This window comes from Rickettsia argasii T170-B (assembly GCF_000965185.1).
Classification (GTDB): Bacteria; Pseudomonadota; Alphaproteobacteria; order Rickettsiales; family Rickettsiaceae; genus Rickettsia; species Rickettsia rickettsii.
In genome coordinates this window covers 404,115-419,774 of record NZ_LAOQ01000001.1, presented here as the reverse complement: position 1 = coordinate 419,774, position 15,660 = coordinate 404,115, and the positions used below count along the sequence as shown (strand labels likewise).

The window sequence follows — 15,660 nt, the reverse complement described above, 5'->3', positions numbered from 1 at the left end:
TATGTTTAAAATTGCTTTAGTAGTGTTTCGTGAATGTTTAGAAATATCCTTATTACTTGGTGTAATACTCGTCGTAACAAAACAAATAGAAAAATCTCGTCTTTATATTATTGCTGGAGTCATGCTTGGAGTAGTATTTGCTTCAATTTTTGCATTTTTTACACGTAAATTATCTTTATCTTTTGGCGGAATAGGCGACGAGTTATTCGATTCCGGAATTATGATACTAATAACAATTCTGATTAGCTGGACAATAATATGGATGCAAGGTTACGGTATAAAAGTAAAGCAACATATAAACGACTTATCAGTAAAAATTCATGAAGGTAATGCCAGTTATTTCATGTTGTTTTTTTTAGTTGCCACTACTATATTACGAGAAGGTGCAGAAATTATTATTTTAGTATATAGCATATCTTCAGTTGAAACAATATCAAGCAGTATTTACTTGCAAGGAGTGATAATAGGTGCTACAAGTGGCTTCTTACTTGGTTTAGTAATATATTTCGGTTTCATTAAGATTGCTAATCAAAAATATATTTTTAAAATCTCTACCGTATTATTAATGCTAATAGCAGGCGGATTTGCAGCAAGTGCTGCAGGTATTTTAACCTCTTCCGGTCTAGTTATGTTTTTATCCGATCAACTTTGGGATAGTTCATGGTTAGTAGCAGATAGAAGTATGATAGGTAAAATCTTACATATTGTTACCGGTTATATTGCAAGACCTAACGGACTACAAGTACTGGCTTATTTTACTACTATATTACTGATAAATATTGTCATACAAATAAAATTAAGATATTCCCAAAATAACTTAATATCAGTACAAAAAAATGAATCAAATTAATTTTATCAAAGAGAACAATTAAATTAAATATGTTAAAACTTTTATCAGAAATTGGTCCGGTAATAGCATTTTTTGCAGGCTTTTTTTATGGAGGCGGTATACAACACGCTACTCTTTATATGCTTATTACCTCTGTTATTTGTATTACCCTTTGTTATGTTATAGATAAGAAAGTATCCAAGCTTTCTATTATTTCTACGACTGTTTTATTAGTTTCAGGAAGCATTACTTTAATTAGCGGCGATTCAATGTATATAAAAATCAAACCTACTATATTATATGTTATTTTTGGAATAATATTTCTCATGAGCGGTATAAGAAAAAATCCTTTTATCAAATATGCTTTAGAGAGTATAGTACGTCTTAAAGAAGAAAGTTGGATAACCTTAAGCTATAGAACAGCGGCTTTTTTCTTTTTTATGGCTGTAATTAATGAAGTAGTTTGGCGTAATTACTCAGATGAAACATGGGTAAAATTCAAAGTATTCGGTGTAATACCTATTACTTTTATATTTATTTTACTGCAATTACCTCTTTTATTAAAGAATAAATTACCGGATAGTAAGATATGATATATAATACCTTACTATTTTTACTTTATGTCATTACCGCGTAGGCGTTGTTGCATGGACCGGTAAAATCCACTGTGTCACCCCGTGGCTTGACGACGGGGTCCATACAAACAATTTAAAATACTAATAATATTAGTATTTTAAGCTGGATCCCACAATCAAGTCGCGGGATGACACAGAAAAGCACTGGATCCCTGCTTTCACAGAGATAACACCGATGGCTTTTTAAAAATTGTCCGGTACTATAATAAACAGTTAATTCTTGAACAAATACAATCTTTTTAAAAATCGTAGGGTACTATTGTTATGATATTACGAGTTCTAATTTTTATAGCTCTTTCTTTTAGTCTATCTGCTTGTTTACCTGCTATTTTTACCGTAGCAACCACTACCGGCATTGTTGCTTCAAAAGATCAACCAATGTCTGAAACATTAAATGATGCAAGGATTTCTGCCAGCATTAAAGCTGATTTAGTAAAAAATAATTTTAGAGATTTAGGTACTAAAATAAAGGTTGAAGTATCACAAGGCAGAGTATTATTAACAGGAAATATTCAAAAAGAATCTGATGCGTTAAAAGCCATAGAAATTGCTTGGAATCAAAAAAGCGTAAAAGAAGTTATTAATGAGTTGAAAGTAAATAAAAACAGTAATAATTTTGACTTAGCCCAATATACTAAAGATAGTATGATAACCACGCAAATTAAAGCTAAAAATTTAGTCAGCAAAGACATTAAATTTGCTAATTATACTATTCTAACTATAGATAATATTGTTTATTTATTTGGAGTTGCAAGATCAGAAGAAGAGCTAGAAAAGCTTGCTTCTATTGCATCAAAAATAAAAGGTGTTGAAAAAGTTGTGTGTTACGCTAAAATAATGAATAACTTTAACACAAATAATGATAATAGTGAAGAATCATAAATTCAAATTAGACCTCTTGCAGAATGAAGCTAATAAAGAGAAATTTGAAGGCAACACGGCATGTAGCACCGCAGCGTACACTTTAATACGTGAGGATGCGGGTACCGGATTGATGTATACCGCAGATGTTTCAAAAGTTGGAAATCAAATAAGTGGTGAGCCTGCACAGCTTATAAAAATACGTGAACACAGGAGAATCCCGAAATGTGACGTACCAAATCTTGAAGTATCAAAGGTATACAAATTACCTTTAGGAGCACGTTATGCAAAGGGTTTATTACTTTTGTTAATTTTTTGTTTCGGTCTAAGCGGTTGTAATACCTCAAAAAGATTACCTTATTCCCACAAATATTCTTACAAAGAATTATCAAAAGATGATCCTCATAATCTAACTTATAAAGGACATTATAAAGTCGGTAAAAATTATAAAATAAAAGGAAAGACTTACAAACCTCACAACCCTAAATCTTTTACCGAAACAGGTTATGCCTCATGGTACGGTGGACATAAAGACGGTTTTCACGGCAAAAAAACAGCTAACGGCGATAGATTTAATAGAAATTTATTAACTGCTGCACATAAAACTCTTCCGCTCCCTTGCTTAGTTAAAGTTACCAACAAAGCCAATAATAAAGCAGTAATTTTAATGGTTAATGATAGAGGTCCTTTTAAGAAAAATCGTATAATAGATGTTTCTCAAAAAGCGGCTGAAATTTTAGCATTTAAAAATCAAGGTATAACTAAAGTAAAAATAGAATATTTACCTAATGAAACTGAGAAATTTCTAAAAAATATTAATCTAAAAAAACCACAAAGTAAAACTTTTGCTAAAAACTCTAAAAAATCTTCATCTAATAAAGTTACAAAAAACAATAAATGTAGCGTTAATTGTCATATAAAACTTGTAAATTTAAAGTATAAATTGGCAGTAACTCCTTAAAAGATGTGTGAATATTAAATCGTCAGTAGTCGTAGGCGTTGTTGCATGGCTCGATTTTGAACGTCAGTGCGAGTAGCAACTTAAGTTTCGACGAAGCAATCTCAGGAGTTTTTGTATTACCTCATGAGATTGCCACGACCACTTTGTGGTCTCGCAATGACGATACATATCAACTACGCATATTCTTTTTCTTTATTATTTTTGATTTAGCTTTTGTAGTAGATTTATTATTAGAGGCAAGCTTGATTAAAGGTTTAGGGACTATAGGCTTAATATTAAAATGCTGATCTAGTAGCCCCATCATCTTTTGATCACGAGATGCGGCGCTTTTACCGCCTGTAACAACGGCAATCAATGATTTACCGTTCCTAGAAGCAGTAGTTACTAAATTATAACCTGCCGGTGTATGAAAACCTGTTTTCATCCCTTCTGCACCTTGATAATTTTTAGTAACCCTATTATGTCCGTTTACTACGTTTCCACGAAATACAAAGCTGGTTTTAGCAAATAACGGATAAAATTTAGGATAATCTCTCTTCAAAGCCATAGCAAGTTTAGCCATATCTCTTGCGGTAGTTTGCTGCAATGGGTCATGCCAACCTGAAGCATTTTTAAAATAGGTATTCTTCATACCGAGCTGTTTAGCTTTAACATTCATTAAATGAGCAAAAGCTTTCTCTGAACCTTTCATGCCCTCAGCAACCGTTACAGCAACATCATTAGCAGATTTTATAATTAATCCATTAATTGCCTCTCGAACGGTTATAGTTTCCCCTGCTTTTAAACCCAGCTTACAAGGCGGCATTTTTGAAGCTTTTGCTGATACAAGTAATTTTTTATCTAAAGGTAACTTACCGGCTTCAATTGCTTCAAACATTAAGTATAGAGTCATTAGCTTAGTTAAAGAAGCGGGGTAAATCCGAATTTGTGAATTATGGGCCTGCAACACTTTACCGCTTTTTGCATCAATTACTAAACTAGTTTGAACAGGAGGTTTAGGGGTATTTTTTACGGCTTTTTTTGCTTCGCTTATAGGCGCAAAGAAAAATGTTACGACAAAAACATAAGGTAATAAAAATTTCCTAAACATTTTAAATAAATAAAATATTATTCAAATTAAACCAAGTGTGATTTTTCGTCATTGCGAGAAAAAATTGAAAATTTTGACGAAGCAACCCAGTAAAAAATGCATAGCATTTTTTTATTATTTTCCTAGATTGTCACGCCTCCTACGGTCGTTCACAATGACGATGAAAATAATACTTACTACACATTAACCTTTTTATTAAGATACATTAATATAAACAAAGCAGGCAAGGCTAAAATTATAGTAAAGAGGAAAAAAACGTCCCAGCCCATCATATTTACGAGTTTTCCAGCATAAATAGTGACAGTATTGTTACATAAACTACTAGTACTACTAAGTAAAGCATATTGTGTTGCGGAATATTTTTTATTACATAAATTACCTATATATCCGACTAAAGCAGTAGCACCCATAGCGGCAGCAAAATTCTCTATAGTAATAGCAATTAATAAAGCTTCAAAAGAAGGAGGCTGATGATTAAGCCAAATAAATGCAAAATGCGTTAAGCTTTGGGCAATACCGGTAATAATCAAACCTTTAAAATTCCCTACCCTATACATTACAATACCACCGACAAAACCGCCGACTAAGGTTGCAATCAATCCATAAAGTTTAGCTATTATTGCTATTTCGCCTTTTGTATAACCAAGCTCTATATAAAAAGGTGAGGCAACCGCTCCAAGCATAGCATCGCCTAATTTAAAAAATATTACCGCAAGTAAAATAGTTGCAGCAAATTCTCTTTTGAAAAAATCCTTGAAAGGATTAATTACTGTAGAAATCCATGAAGTAATAGAAATAATATTAATTTTTTCTCTTACTAATTCTTTTTCGTTTACGGTTATTATAAATATCGTTGCAACGACAAATATTATAGCTATAACAAAGAAAGTTAGTTGCCAATTATTTCCAGTTATTTCTGCAAGGTACAAAGCACCTGCCCCTGTAATAAGCATACCGATTCGATAACCGAATACGGCGGTTGCACTAGCTATGCTTTGTGTTTCTTGATCAAACTTATCTATACGCAACGCATCAACGGCAATATCAAACGTGCTAGATAAAAAGCCTAATAATATAGTCAAAAAATAGAAAGAAGTTAAGGAAACTTCAGGATTTTCCTTGCTCATAGCAATTAGTACTAAAGCCATTAAAGAGCTACATAATATAAGCCAGCTTTTGCGATGTCCCCACCTACTTAAAAAAGGTATTTTAAAATTGTCGACTAGAGGCGACCAAAATACTTTTAACGAATATGATAACCTTGCAACCGCAAAAGTAGTAATAACGGCTATATCTATACCGGATTCTTTTAACCATACCGCAAGAGTAGAAAAAATTATAACCAGCGGCATACCGCTCACTATTCCTAAAATAAATATTTCAAATAATCGATAGTCTTTAAAAATCTTGGTAATGCGCATTGTGATATTTCATTAAATCATCATTGCGAGGAGGGACATAGTCCCGACGTGACAATCTTGTTAAGTATCTTGAGATTGCTTTGTCAATTACTTACATAATTTCCTCGCAATGACGAAAATATTAGTGTTGCAATAATAATTAATAAATATAAGCTATTTACTTTATAAATCAACCATTTTCTCTTAACTCCTTATTATACAATCTATAATATTCATCTTTATTCTTAAGCAATTGTGTATGAGTTCCTTGTTCACAAATCTCACCGTTTTTCATGACGATAATATTATCAAGATCGGTAATACTGCTTAAACGATGCGTAATAATTAAAGTGGTTTTTCCTTGGCGTAATTTCTTTAACGATTCTAGAATTTTCTGTTCGGAAGCTTGGTCTAAGCTGCTTGTTGCTTCATCCCAAATTAAAATAGGAGCATCTTTTAAGAAAGCTCTAGCAATAGATAAACGCTGACACTGACCGCCTGAAAGAGTCGTCCCCCGCCCCCCTATCTGTGTGTCGTAACCATTCGGCAGATGCATAATAAACTCATGAGCATCGGCATATTTTGCTGCTCTAATTATTTCTTCTCTTGTAGCGTTTTCCTGACCGTATGCTATATTTTCTGCAACGCTTGTATCAAATAAATGAGTATCTTGAGTAACTAAGGAAATCTGACCTCTAAGTGAAGTAAGCTTAATATCTTTAATATCATGATTATTAATTAAAATTCTTCCTTCATTTGGATCATAAAAACGCACTAATAAATTACTAAGCGAAGTCTTAGCACTACCTGAACGCCCGACAAACGCAATAATTTTATGAGGCTCTAACCTTAAATCTATATATTTTATAGCTATTTTACTCTCAAACCTTAAAGCTAGTTTTTCAAAAGTAATTTGTGGATTATATAAATCTACGTCTTTAGCATCTTCATGATCTTTAATAAGAGGCTCGGTATCCAAAATACTAAATACCCTCTTAGCTGCTGCTATTCCTTCTTGCAAATTAATATTTAACGATACCAAACTTTTAAACGGTCTATAAGCCGCTGCAAAAGAAGCCAAAAAAGCAAAAAGAGCCCCTGGCGTACTTTTCCCCTCCAGGACTAGATTACCTCCATACCATACCATCCCTCCAACTGCAAGACCGCTTAAACCCTCCATAATCGGTGAAACCATCGCATCTAGCTTAGATGTTTTTTTGTAGAACTCTAAAATATTATTAATAATCAACGATGCTCTATTACTTTCTATTTGTTCGCCTACAAAAGATTTAATAATCTTAATTGACTGAAATGTTTCATCAAGCCGAGAGGTATAATGCCCAAGCTCTTCTTGTGACTGTGCAAATATTCTTCTTATCTTTCTACCCATCCTTTGCACCGGATAAACAGCTAAAGGAAAAACAAGAAAAATTACGCAAGATAATAGCGGTTCTAAATGAAACATTGTTGCTATTAAACATACTACAGTTAGGAAATGTTTAGCACATCCGACAAGTAAGTTAGAAACAGCTCCACGCATCAAAGAAATATCATTAGTAAAACGAGATATTAAACGTCCTGAAGATTGGTTTTGAATAAAAGAAATATCAGCAAATAACAAATGCTCATACATTTTTATCTGTAAATCGTTTAGTACCCTCTGCCCAACAAATTTTATTAGATAATTCTGATAATACTCTGAAATTCCTTTTATAACAAAAGTTACAGTAAGCACTATAGGCATTATTATAAGCATTTTCTTATCATGCGTTAAAAAAACCTTATCAATAACAGGTCTAGCTGCATGTACGATCACTGCCGTACAAAGTGCTGCAACAACCATACAAAATATCGAAAAATATATTTTATTTGCGTAAGGTTTAACATGATCTTTTATCAGCCTTTTTATAACATCTGCGGCTGTGTAGTTATCATTTAAATTATTGTTATTCATTCTCGTTAAAAATATTAAATTGATGATGTGATTGATTCGGTACAGGCATTTTCAAATGCTCAAAAGCGGCAATCGTGATTACCCTACCTCTAGGAGTTCTTTGTAGTAAACCTATCTGTATAAGATAAGGCTCTATGGTTTCTTCAAGTGCATCACGTTGTTCAGATAAGGCAGCTGCAATCGTTTCAATTCCGACAGGACCACCGTTATAATTATCCGCTATGAATTTTAGATAACGATAATCATTGCTATCAAGTCCTATGTGATCAACTGCCAAACGATTTAACCCAAAATCAGAGATTTCCTTATCTACTCTTGATTTACCGTCAACTACTGCAAAATCTCTTATACGACGAAGCAATCTTAATGCAATTCTTGGCGTTCCTCTACTTCTTTTAGCTATTTCTTCAGAACCCGAATCAGTCAAATCAATATCAAGTAGTTTACTTGCTCTATTTAGAACTTTCTTCAATTCCTCGGTATTATAAAAATTTAGCCGCATAGGGATACCGAACCTATCACGCAAAGGATTACTAAGCAGCCCGAGGCGTGTGGTAGCGCCGATTAAGGTAAATTTCGGCAAGGTTATTTTCACTGACCTTGCGGCAGATCCTTCACCTATAATTATATCAAGCTCAAAATCTTCCATAGCAGGATATAAAACCTCTTCAACCGCAGTATTTAAACGGTGGATTTCATCAATAAATAATACATCGTTCTTTTCAAGATTGGTAAGAATAGCAGCAAGATCAGCGACCTTAAGTATAGCAGGACCGGAGGTGGATTTAAAATTACCGCCGATTTCGTTAGAGATAATTTTAGCAAGCGTAGTTTTACCAAGCCCGGGCGGACCGTAAAATAAAGTATGATCAAGATGCTCATTTCGAGATTTTGCAGCCTTAATAAATACCGAAAGATTTTCTTTAATCTGCTGTTGACCGACAAATTCTTGCAAATATGACGGCCTTATCGGCAATTCTTGATCATTTTCACTTTTTTCGGGTGATAATATATTAGTCATTATTTTAAATCGAATATAATGACTAATAATAGCCAAAAAATAGTTTTATGCTATAAATTATTTTAGACTTTTATATTAGCCCTCTTCATAGACACTAGTTACCACTTCTCTAAGTTTATCTACGGTTTCAAAAAATTTTTCTGTATCAGTGACGCCTAAGTTTTGTAATTCTTCTTTAAGGTAATTTTGATTTAATCCTTTATATAACTTGAAATAATGGCCAAATATCTCATTTGATAATATTATATTAGGATTTTCATAATAATTTTTCAAAACTTCTGCTACATCTTTTAGAGTAAGGTTATTTTCATCAGTTATTTCTGTAATTTATGCGTCCAATTCTTGTCTATCTTGAGATTTCATTCCTATCTTATAACCTAAAATATTACATCCAATTAAGCTTTTATTCTCTCTTATAGCATCCGATAAGGCTTTCTTTGATTCCTCGCTTACTTCTGTACTTAATGAAAAATTCAATCCGGCAAGTTTAGTATTTTTAACAAATGAGGATCAGGCAGGAACATTATTATCAAAAAATATCCCACTTATATCTAAATCGCTTATTTTTGTTTCGTTTACTCTTAGGGTATCTAAAAAAACATGCTATCTTATTAACATTATTCAAAGCATTTATAAAACTAATGTCGGTAATTCGGCATAGCGGATCTTTAAAAAATTCAGCAAATAACTTTATTGATTTTAAACTCCACTCAAAACTATCAGTGCTTTTAAGTACTTTATAGTAGCGTCTCCTTGTAAAGCATTAAATAACCCATTTTTAAAATCTTCAGGAATTTTAGAGTATCCAGCAGCTGCAAATACCGGTGATTGTGGTACAAAATTAACTTCGGTAATAATTAAAGTAGCAGGGTCTTTCTCTAGCTCTTTTAATATTTCTGCAGCCTGTATTTTTCCTAAATATTCTATTAACTTGGACATATATTTTACCTATTAATTTTAGTAATTAAAATTAATATAAAATAACTGCTAATTTATCAACTAAAAATTAGAATTTCGATTTTTCAAGGCTGTTTTGATTAATTCATCAATAGAGATTTCGGGATTTTGGGTAATGATGCCTTGAACAGCGTTTTGAGCTTCAAATCTAGAAAATCCTAGATTTACTAGAGCTTTTATTACTTCATTACTTGCAACGGGTGTGATATTCTTAATATTTAAGCTCTCTTTAATAATATCTGAACCGCTTGATATTTTCACTACTTTACCTTTCAGCTCTAGTACTATACGTTCAGCAAGTTTAGCCCCTACTCCGGATATTACTTTAAATATATTTTTATCTTCATTATTTACAGCAATTTGAATATCTGAAGGCGTAAGGTTTGATAAGATAGATAAAGCCATTCTTGTACCTATACCGTTTACTGATTGTAGCAAATTAAAAAAATTCTTCTCTTCTAGAGTCAAAAAACCGTAAAGATGAATATGTTCCTCTCTAACATGGGTTTCGATAAATAGTTTATAAAACTCCCCTTCAGCAAGTTTACCTAAAGTTTTACCTGAAGCATAGACTAAGTACCCTACCCCGTTTACGTCAATTATAACGTAATCATCGCCTTGGAAATCAACTTTACCGCTTAATTTACCGATCATATATTTACTTTTTCTTTTTACTATACATTAAAATTAGTGTCGGTAAAGCGGTAATAATTGCTGCTAAGATGTAATGAATAACAAACGATCTATCCATCATATGACACTGCCCATCATTAGGAATAGTTTGAGCCAAAACCATATAAGCAACTATTATCGTCACTACTATATATAGACCGGTAAAAAACAAATATTTTATAAAATTTTTCATGTTAATCTCTTTTTGAATCAGTGATATGATGTTATTCCTGCGAAAGCAGAAATCTTAGGGATAAAGCAAGATAAATCGAGCTTTTAAAAAGCTTTAAAGTGCTGGATTCCCGCTTTCGCGGGAATGGCATCAGAGGTTTTTTCTTCTCTTAAGTTAACCCTCATACACGAAAGCGGGAATGACACATTAAAAACTACACAAACTTATAATAAGTTTGATTCTTATCCCCTTTACTTATTAAAAGTTTACGCTCTAAACCATATAACAAATCTCTACTAGCCGTTGCCGTAGAAATATTTTTATGTACAGTAATATAATCTTTTCTAGAAAACCATTGATCTATTAAATTAACCTTAGCAAATTCCATTCTAGATAAAGGCGTATTTGCCTCATATGTAATATTATTACTATATAATCTTAATGCTGCAACTATTCTATCAAGCATAAACTCGATAAATAAGGTCGATTCACCAAGCCTATCACACTTACTTAAAACACTATAATATTCACTTTGATTATTCCTTATCAAACTTTCAACGGAAATATACTCAAAAATTTTATTAGCTTGAATTAGTAATAATTGTTGCCATAATCTACCGATTCGTCCGTTACCGTCTGAAAAAGGATGAATAAATTCAAACTCATAATGAAATATACAAGCTTTAACTATTCCAGAAATTTGCTTATCTTGTGCTATAAACTCAAATAAATCCTGCATTAATAAAGATACACGGCGTGCCGTAGGGGCAAAATGTATAATCTCTGTGCCTTTAAATATAGCGGCATTACCTTTACGCCACTTTCCGTTATCTTCTACTAATCCCTGCATTAATATCTCATGTGCTTTTAATAATGATTCAATTTTGAAGGGATTAAATATAGTCAGATTATTGTATAGTTTTATAGCATTTTTTACTTCTACAATATCTTTTTCAGGTGCGAGTACACGCTTGCCATTTATTATATCGGTTATCTGCTCTACGCTTAAACTATTTCCTTCAATTGCTAAAGAAGAATGGATGGTTTTAATTTGATTATTTTTTCTAAGTTTTATAGGTTGAGAGTAAAGCTTGCTACCGGCTAAAATACCAAGCTCATAAGAAATATCTTGTGATAACTCCAAGATTTTATTAGTTATTTGAAAAGACGGTTTGCTATTCATTATATAATAGTATCATATGATACTATCATTGTCTACGAAGAATATTTTTGCTATATCATTCCCATAGGGTATTAGCCTTATTGCATGACTCCAAAATCGTCATTACGAACAGCCGTAGACTGCGTAGCAATCTCATGAAATAATAACAAACTCCTGAGATTGCCTCATCAATTGCTATGCAATTTCCTCGTAATGACGTATATCTCTTTATTTTACAATACACTCATTAGACTACCTACCTCAATATCTTCTATAACACCACTTTTACGATCTTTTAATTCAACAATATTATTTGCGGCTTTTTTAGGACCAATTATAATTTGATGAGGTGAGCCTATAAGATCATGCGTTGCAAATTTAATGCCTGGACGTGCTTCGGTATCGTCATATAACACTTCTATATTTTTATCTGATAGCTCTTTATAAGCCATTTCCGCAAGCTCTACGCATTTACTATCATGAATATTTAAATTAATTAGAGAAACTTTGAAAGGAGCAACGCTAGAAGGCCATATGATACCTTTCTCATCACAATTTGCTTCTATGATAGCAGCAACTAACCTTGAAATGCCTATACCGTAAGAACTCATTTCTATAGGAGTTAGTTTACCATTCTCATCATTAATAAGTGCATTCATATTAACCGAATATTTTGAGCCTATATAAAAAATATGCCCGACTTCTATTCCTTTACTGCTGGTTATTTCTTGTTCAGATACAGGTAATTTATTTACTTCATATTTTTCTTCAGCTGCCGCGTACCAACTTTTAATTTCCTCTACATCGATATCAGGATTATCTTTTAATGTCTTAAATTTTTTATCGTAATAAATAGTACTTTCACCAGTTTCAGCGATTATATGAAACTCATGGCTTAAATTGCCACCGATCGGACCGTTATCGGCAATAACAGGGATAGCAAACACGCCTAAATCCCTGAAAGCATTGATATAAGCCTTATACATTTTATTATAGGTTTTAACAGCATTTTCTTCATTTATATCAAAAGAATAAGCATCTTTCATTAAAAACTCTCGTCCTCTCATAACACCAAAACGAGGTCTAATCTCATCACGAAATTTCCATTGGATATGATAAAGATTTTTCGGCAAATCCTTATATGACTTAATATTATGACGAAAAATATCCGTAATCATATCTTCGTTAGTAGGACCGAATAGTAAAGTATTATCGTGGCGATCTTGAAATTTCAGCATTTCTTTACCGTAATTATCAAAACGTCCCGATTCCATCCATAAATGTGCCGGCTGAATGCAAGGCATTAGCACTTCCAAAGCTCCCGCTTTATTCATATTTAAGCGTACTATATTCTCAATATTCTTCAATACTTTTAAGCCAAGCGGAAGCCAAGTATAAATCCCTGCTGCTTGCTGCCTAATCATTCCACTTCTAAGCATTAATTTATGCGAAGTTACTTGAGCTTCACTTGGCTCTTCCTTTAACACAGGTAAAAAATATTTTGATAATAACATATTTTATTACTTTCTTGCTATATTTATAATCATTTATTTTGTCATCCCGTGGCTTGACCACAGGATCCAGTTTTTTTTAATTTTTTTCTGGATACCGCGATCAAGTCGCGGTATGACAAAATGACTGGATTCCCGCTGCCGCAGAAATGACATTAATAACGTATCACCTTTTAGCAGTAAGGTTTAAAAACTCATGACGATATTTCTGCTGTTCGGCAAATATACCCGTATAATGCATGGTATTCATAACGCTATTATCTTGCATTACACCACGCATTGACATACAGCTATGTACGGCAGAAATCTTAACGGCAACGCCAAGCGGCTTTAAATTCTCCTGCACGCTTTCTGCTATCTGTACCGTCATTTTTTCTTGGATTTGTAGTCTTCTAGCAAAAATATTTACTATTCGTGCTAGCTTACTTATGCCGACAATACAATTATCAGGAACATAAGCTATATCTACTGTACCGTTAAAAGGTAATATATGATGTTCACAGAAAGAGGTAAATTTTATATTCAATAAGATAAAATCTTGAAAATTACAAGTTTCATAAAACTTGGTATTTAATATTTCTGCTACATCCTTTCCATAACCAGAAAATATTTCTGCGTAGCTATTAATTACTCTATCAGGCGTTTTAAGCAACCCTTCTCTGCTTGGATCTTCACCAATGAATTTTAGTAACGTTCTTACTGCATCTTTAGCTTCTTCTCTAGTTGGTTTACTCATGTGCTAGTTTTATACTTTTAAAAAACATTACTTTAACACAAATATATACAAACATCAAGCCGCCTACTATAGCAATAAACCCTCCTCCGCCCATCATTACCATTAATAGCTTAGCTGACATCGGCATTACACTATTTGGGTCTTTCCGCATAACACCGTAACCACCGGCGAATGCTAGACCTAGTATGTGCAGAATCTGCCCGAATGTTAGGAGGTAAAATGTAAAATTAATAATATTGTCATTACGAGGAGGCACGAAGTACCGACGCGGCAATCTAGGGAGTTTTTGTATTACCTCATGAGATTGCCACGCTCTTTTTAGTCGTTCACAATGACGTTGATACCTCCCAATACCTAAATAACTAAACCCCATACAAGCAATGCTAATCCCTACTATAGACCCGTGATAATGAGCAGGAATTACTACATTTATACCTGTGATATTCATTGCTATAAGCCCGCCAAATAAGAATAAAGTAATAGAGCAAAGTAAGATAGTTTTGATTACTCTGTCATTTATTGTAACCGTGTCATCCCGCGGCTTGACCGCGAGATCTATAACATTATTATGATATTTTGTTTGGATCTCGCGGTCAAGCCGCGGGATGACAAATACCCACACCAACTCAACCCCCATACCTATTAAACATAAAACAGGAGCAATGCCGCCTAGATATTTCATATGATTTGTATAGAATACTTTGAAGGCTCCATCGATAATATCATAAAATATATGACCGAAAAGTGTAAGAATTCCGAAAATAAAATTTAAATAAAGCAAGAAAAGATAGAATTTTTGAAATTTCAATTCTCTAGCTATTAACTCTCTAAATAAACTAACCCAAATAAATATTAATATTTGAGTATATATAAATTGCAGTAAATGACCTCCGCTCCAAAAAAGTAATTCATAATAAAATTCTATCTCGATTGGAATAATTTGAATGATGTGTTGCAAGCCATTATAAGACCATCCAAAACAAAAAAAACTTAAAATAAACATTATAATAGTCGATAATACGGTAAAATTAACTAAACTATTTAAGTTCGTCCAATCGAAGAAATATAAAATATTTATAGCGTACAATAGCAACGTAACACCAAATAAGCTTAACCCCCCAATAAATACGATATTTTCAAGCATCGGTATATAATTATTCATCACCGGATTATGCCCGGCTATTGGGGAGATGGCGATTAGAAGAGTAGCTAGAAAAGCAAGTTTGGGGTAAAGGCGAAACACGTCATTGCGAGCGAACGTAGAGAACGTGGCAATCTCAGAAATTTTGTATTGTTTCATGAGATTGCCGCGTCGAGACTTGGCCTCTCCTCGTAATGACGTTCCCCCCCCCAAACACTAGCCGTAACGGACAATAACCAAATCAATACCGATAAATTAACATGAATAATTAAAGCAGATTTGAAAATATGTGGATTTGGAAAAAAGCTTGATAATTGCGGAGTACGTAGTACCACCAAAATAATTGAATATAAACCCGCAAATCCCAAGGATAAAATACCAAGCTTAAGCCAAGAATTAGTTAAGCTATTATTTTGTAATTGATTGGTAGAATTCATAACTACAGGTAAATATTAAATATAATCTACAAATAGCTCACGGTATTTAAATAAGCAATATTTTTTTATTTGCTTTAGAAGCTAACATACGATATTAATAAGTCAATCCAGAGTTAATAGT

At 32.9% G+C, this 15,660-nt stretch carries 16 protein-coding genes and 2 pseudogenes; 4 read left to right on the top strand and 14 right to left on the bottom strand.

Features of this window, described 5'->3' with window-relative positions; all coding sequences use genetic code 11:
* Position 1: 1 nt before the first annotated feature.
* The 4 genes from RAT170B_RS02250 to RAT170B_RS02235 all read left to right on the top strand — a co-directional run bounded on the left by RAT170B_RS02250 (position 2) and on the right by RAT170B_RS02235 (position 3,286).
* A complete protein-coding gene (locus tag RAT170B_RS02250; RefSeq protein ID WP_014014236.1) occupies positions 2–850 on the top strand; it encodes an FTR1 family protein in 849 nt (282 codons plus the stop codon).
* 29 nt (positions 851–879) lie between these two features.
* On the top strand, positions 880–1,422 hold the full coding sequence (locus RAT170B_RS02245; protein WP_014014235.1) for a septation protein A: 543 nt from the start codon (positions 880–882) through the stop codon (positions 1,420–1,422).
* Positions 1,423–1,728: 306 nt separating this feature from the next.
* Entirely contained in the window at positions 1,729–2,346 is a 618-nt protein-coding gene (locus RAT170B_RS02240; RefSeq protein WP_045805487.1) for a BON domain-containing protein, read from the top strand.
* The gene (locus RAT170B_RS02235; protein ID WP_045805486.1) at positions 2,324–3,286 is read left to right on the top strand and encodes a septal ring lytic transglycosylase RlpA family protein; all 963 of its coding nucleotides are present in this window, start codon (positions 2,324–2,326) and stop codon (positions 3,284–3,286) included. The genes RAT170B_RS02240 and RAT170B_RS02235 overlap by 23 nt, the downstream gene beginning before the upstream one ends.
* Before the next feature lie 169 nt (positions 3,287–3,455).
* Here the strand turns inward: RAT170B_RS02235 and RAT170B_RS02230 are convergent, their stop codons facing one another.
* The 14 genes and pseudogenes from RAT170B_RS02230 to RAT170B_RS12350 form a co-directional block, all read right to left on the bottom strand.
* Positions 3,456–4,376 (bottom strand): D-alanyl-D-alanine carboxypeptidase family protein, encoded by a 921-nt coding sequence (locus tag RAT170B_RS02230; RefSeq protein WP_045805485.1) that lies wholly within the window; start codon positions 4,374–4,376, stop codon positions 3,456–3,458.
* Positions 4,377–4,552: 176 nt separating this feature from the next.
* Positions 4,553–5,797 carry an AmpG family muropeptide MFS transporter gene (locus RAT170B_RS02225; RefSeq protein ID WP_045805484.1) on the bottom strand — a complete coding sequence of 415 codons (1,245 nt, stop codon included), beginning with the start codon at positions 5,795–5,797 and terminating at the stop codon, positions 4,553–4,555.
* A 169-nt stretch (positions 5,798–5,966) separates the two neighbouring features.
* Positions 5,967–7,730 carry an ABC transporter ATP-binding protein gene (locus RAT170B_RS02220; protein ID WP_045805483.1) on the bottom strand — a complete coding sequence of 588 codons (1,764 nt, stop codon included), beginning with the start codon at positions 7,728–7,730 and terminating at the stop codon, positions 5,967–5,969.
* On the bottom strand, positions 7,723–8,751 hold the full coding sequence (ruvB, locus tag RAT170B_RS02215; protein ID WP_014014229.1) for a Holliday junction branch migration DNA helicase RuvB: 1,029 nt from the start codon (positions 8,749–8,751) through the stop codon (positions 7,723–7,725). Before ruvB ends, RAT170B_RS02220 begins: the two co-directional genes overlap by 8 nt.
* Positions 8,752–8,826: 75 nt before the next feature.
* Positions 8,827–9,078 carry a hypothetical protein gene (locus RAT170B_RS02210; RefSeq protein WP_315849884.1) on the bottom strand — a complete coding sequence of 84 codons (252 nt, stop codon included), beginning with the start codon at positions 9,076–9,078 and terminating at the stop codon, positions 8,827–8,829.
* The gene (locus RAT170B_RS10290; RefSeq protein ID WP_186786265.1) at positions 9,079–9,228 is read right to left on the bottom strand and encodes a hypothetical protein; all 150 of its coding nucleotides are present in this window, start codon (positions 9,226–9,228) and stop codon (positions 9,079–9,081) included. It abuts the gene before it with no gap.
* A 222-nt stretch (positions 9,229–9,450) separates the two neighbouring features.
* A complete protein-coding gene (locus RAT170B_RS10285) occupies positions 9,451–9,690 on the bottom strand; it encodes a hypothetical protein (RefSeq protein WP_045805482.1) in 240 nt (79 codons plus the stop codon).
* 60 nt (positions 9,691–9,750) lie between these two features.
* Positions 9,751–10,362, bottom strand: coding sequence for a Holliday junction branch migration protein RuvA (gene ruvA / locus RAT170B_RS02200; RefSeq protein ID WP_014014225.1), 612 nt, complete (start codon positions 10,360–10,362; stop codon positions 9,751–9,753).
* 4 nt (positions 10,363–10,366) lie between these two features.
* Positions 10,367–10,573 carry a hypothetical protein gene (locus RAT170B_RS02195; protein ID WP_045805481.1) on the bottom strand — a complete coding sequence of 69 codons (207 nt, stop codon included), beginning with the start codon at positions 10,571–10,573 and terminating at the stop codon, positions 10,367–10,369.
* A 193-nt stretch (positions 10,574–10,766) separates the two neighbouring features.
* Complete coding sequence (locus tag RAT170B_RS02190) at positions 10,767–11,735, bottom strand: Fic family protein (RefSeq protein WP_024704524.1); 969 nt, start codon at positions 11,733–11,735, stop codon at positions 10,767–10,769.
* A gap of 212 nt (positions 11,736–11,947) precedes the next feature.
* A complete protein-coding gene (gene proS / locus RAT170B_RS02185; RefSeq protein WP_045805480.1) occupies positions 11,948–13,228 on the bottom strand; it encodes a proline--tRNA ligase in 1,281 nt (426 codons plus the stop codon).
* Positions 13,229–13,391: 163 nt separating this feature from the next.
* Positions 13,392–13,961, bottom strand: a complete 570-nt coding sequence (folE, locus tag RAT170B_RS02180) for a GTP cyclohydrolase I FolE (RefSeq protein WP_014014221.1) — start codon at positions 13,959–13,961, stop codon at positions 13,392–13,394.
* Positions 13,954–14,469 (bottom strand): annotated as a pseudogene (locus tag RAT170B_RS12355) (hypothetical protein); the annotation flags it as partial. The gene folE and the pseudogene RAT170B_RS12355, both read right to left, overlap by 8 nt.
* A 111-nt stretch (positions 14,470–14,580) precedes the next feature.
* A pseudogene (locus RAT170B_RS12350) lies at positions 14,581–15,539 on the bottom strand (hypothetical protein); the annotation flags it as partial.
* Between the last annotated feature and the right edge of the window lie 121 nt (positions 15,540–15,660).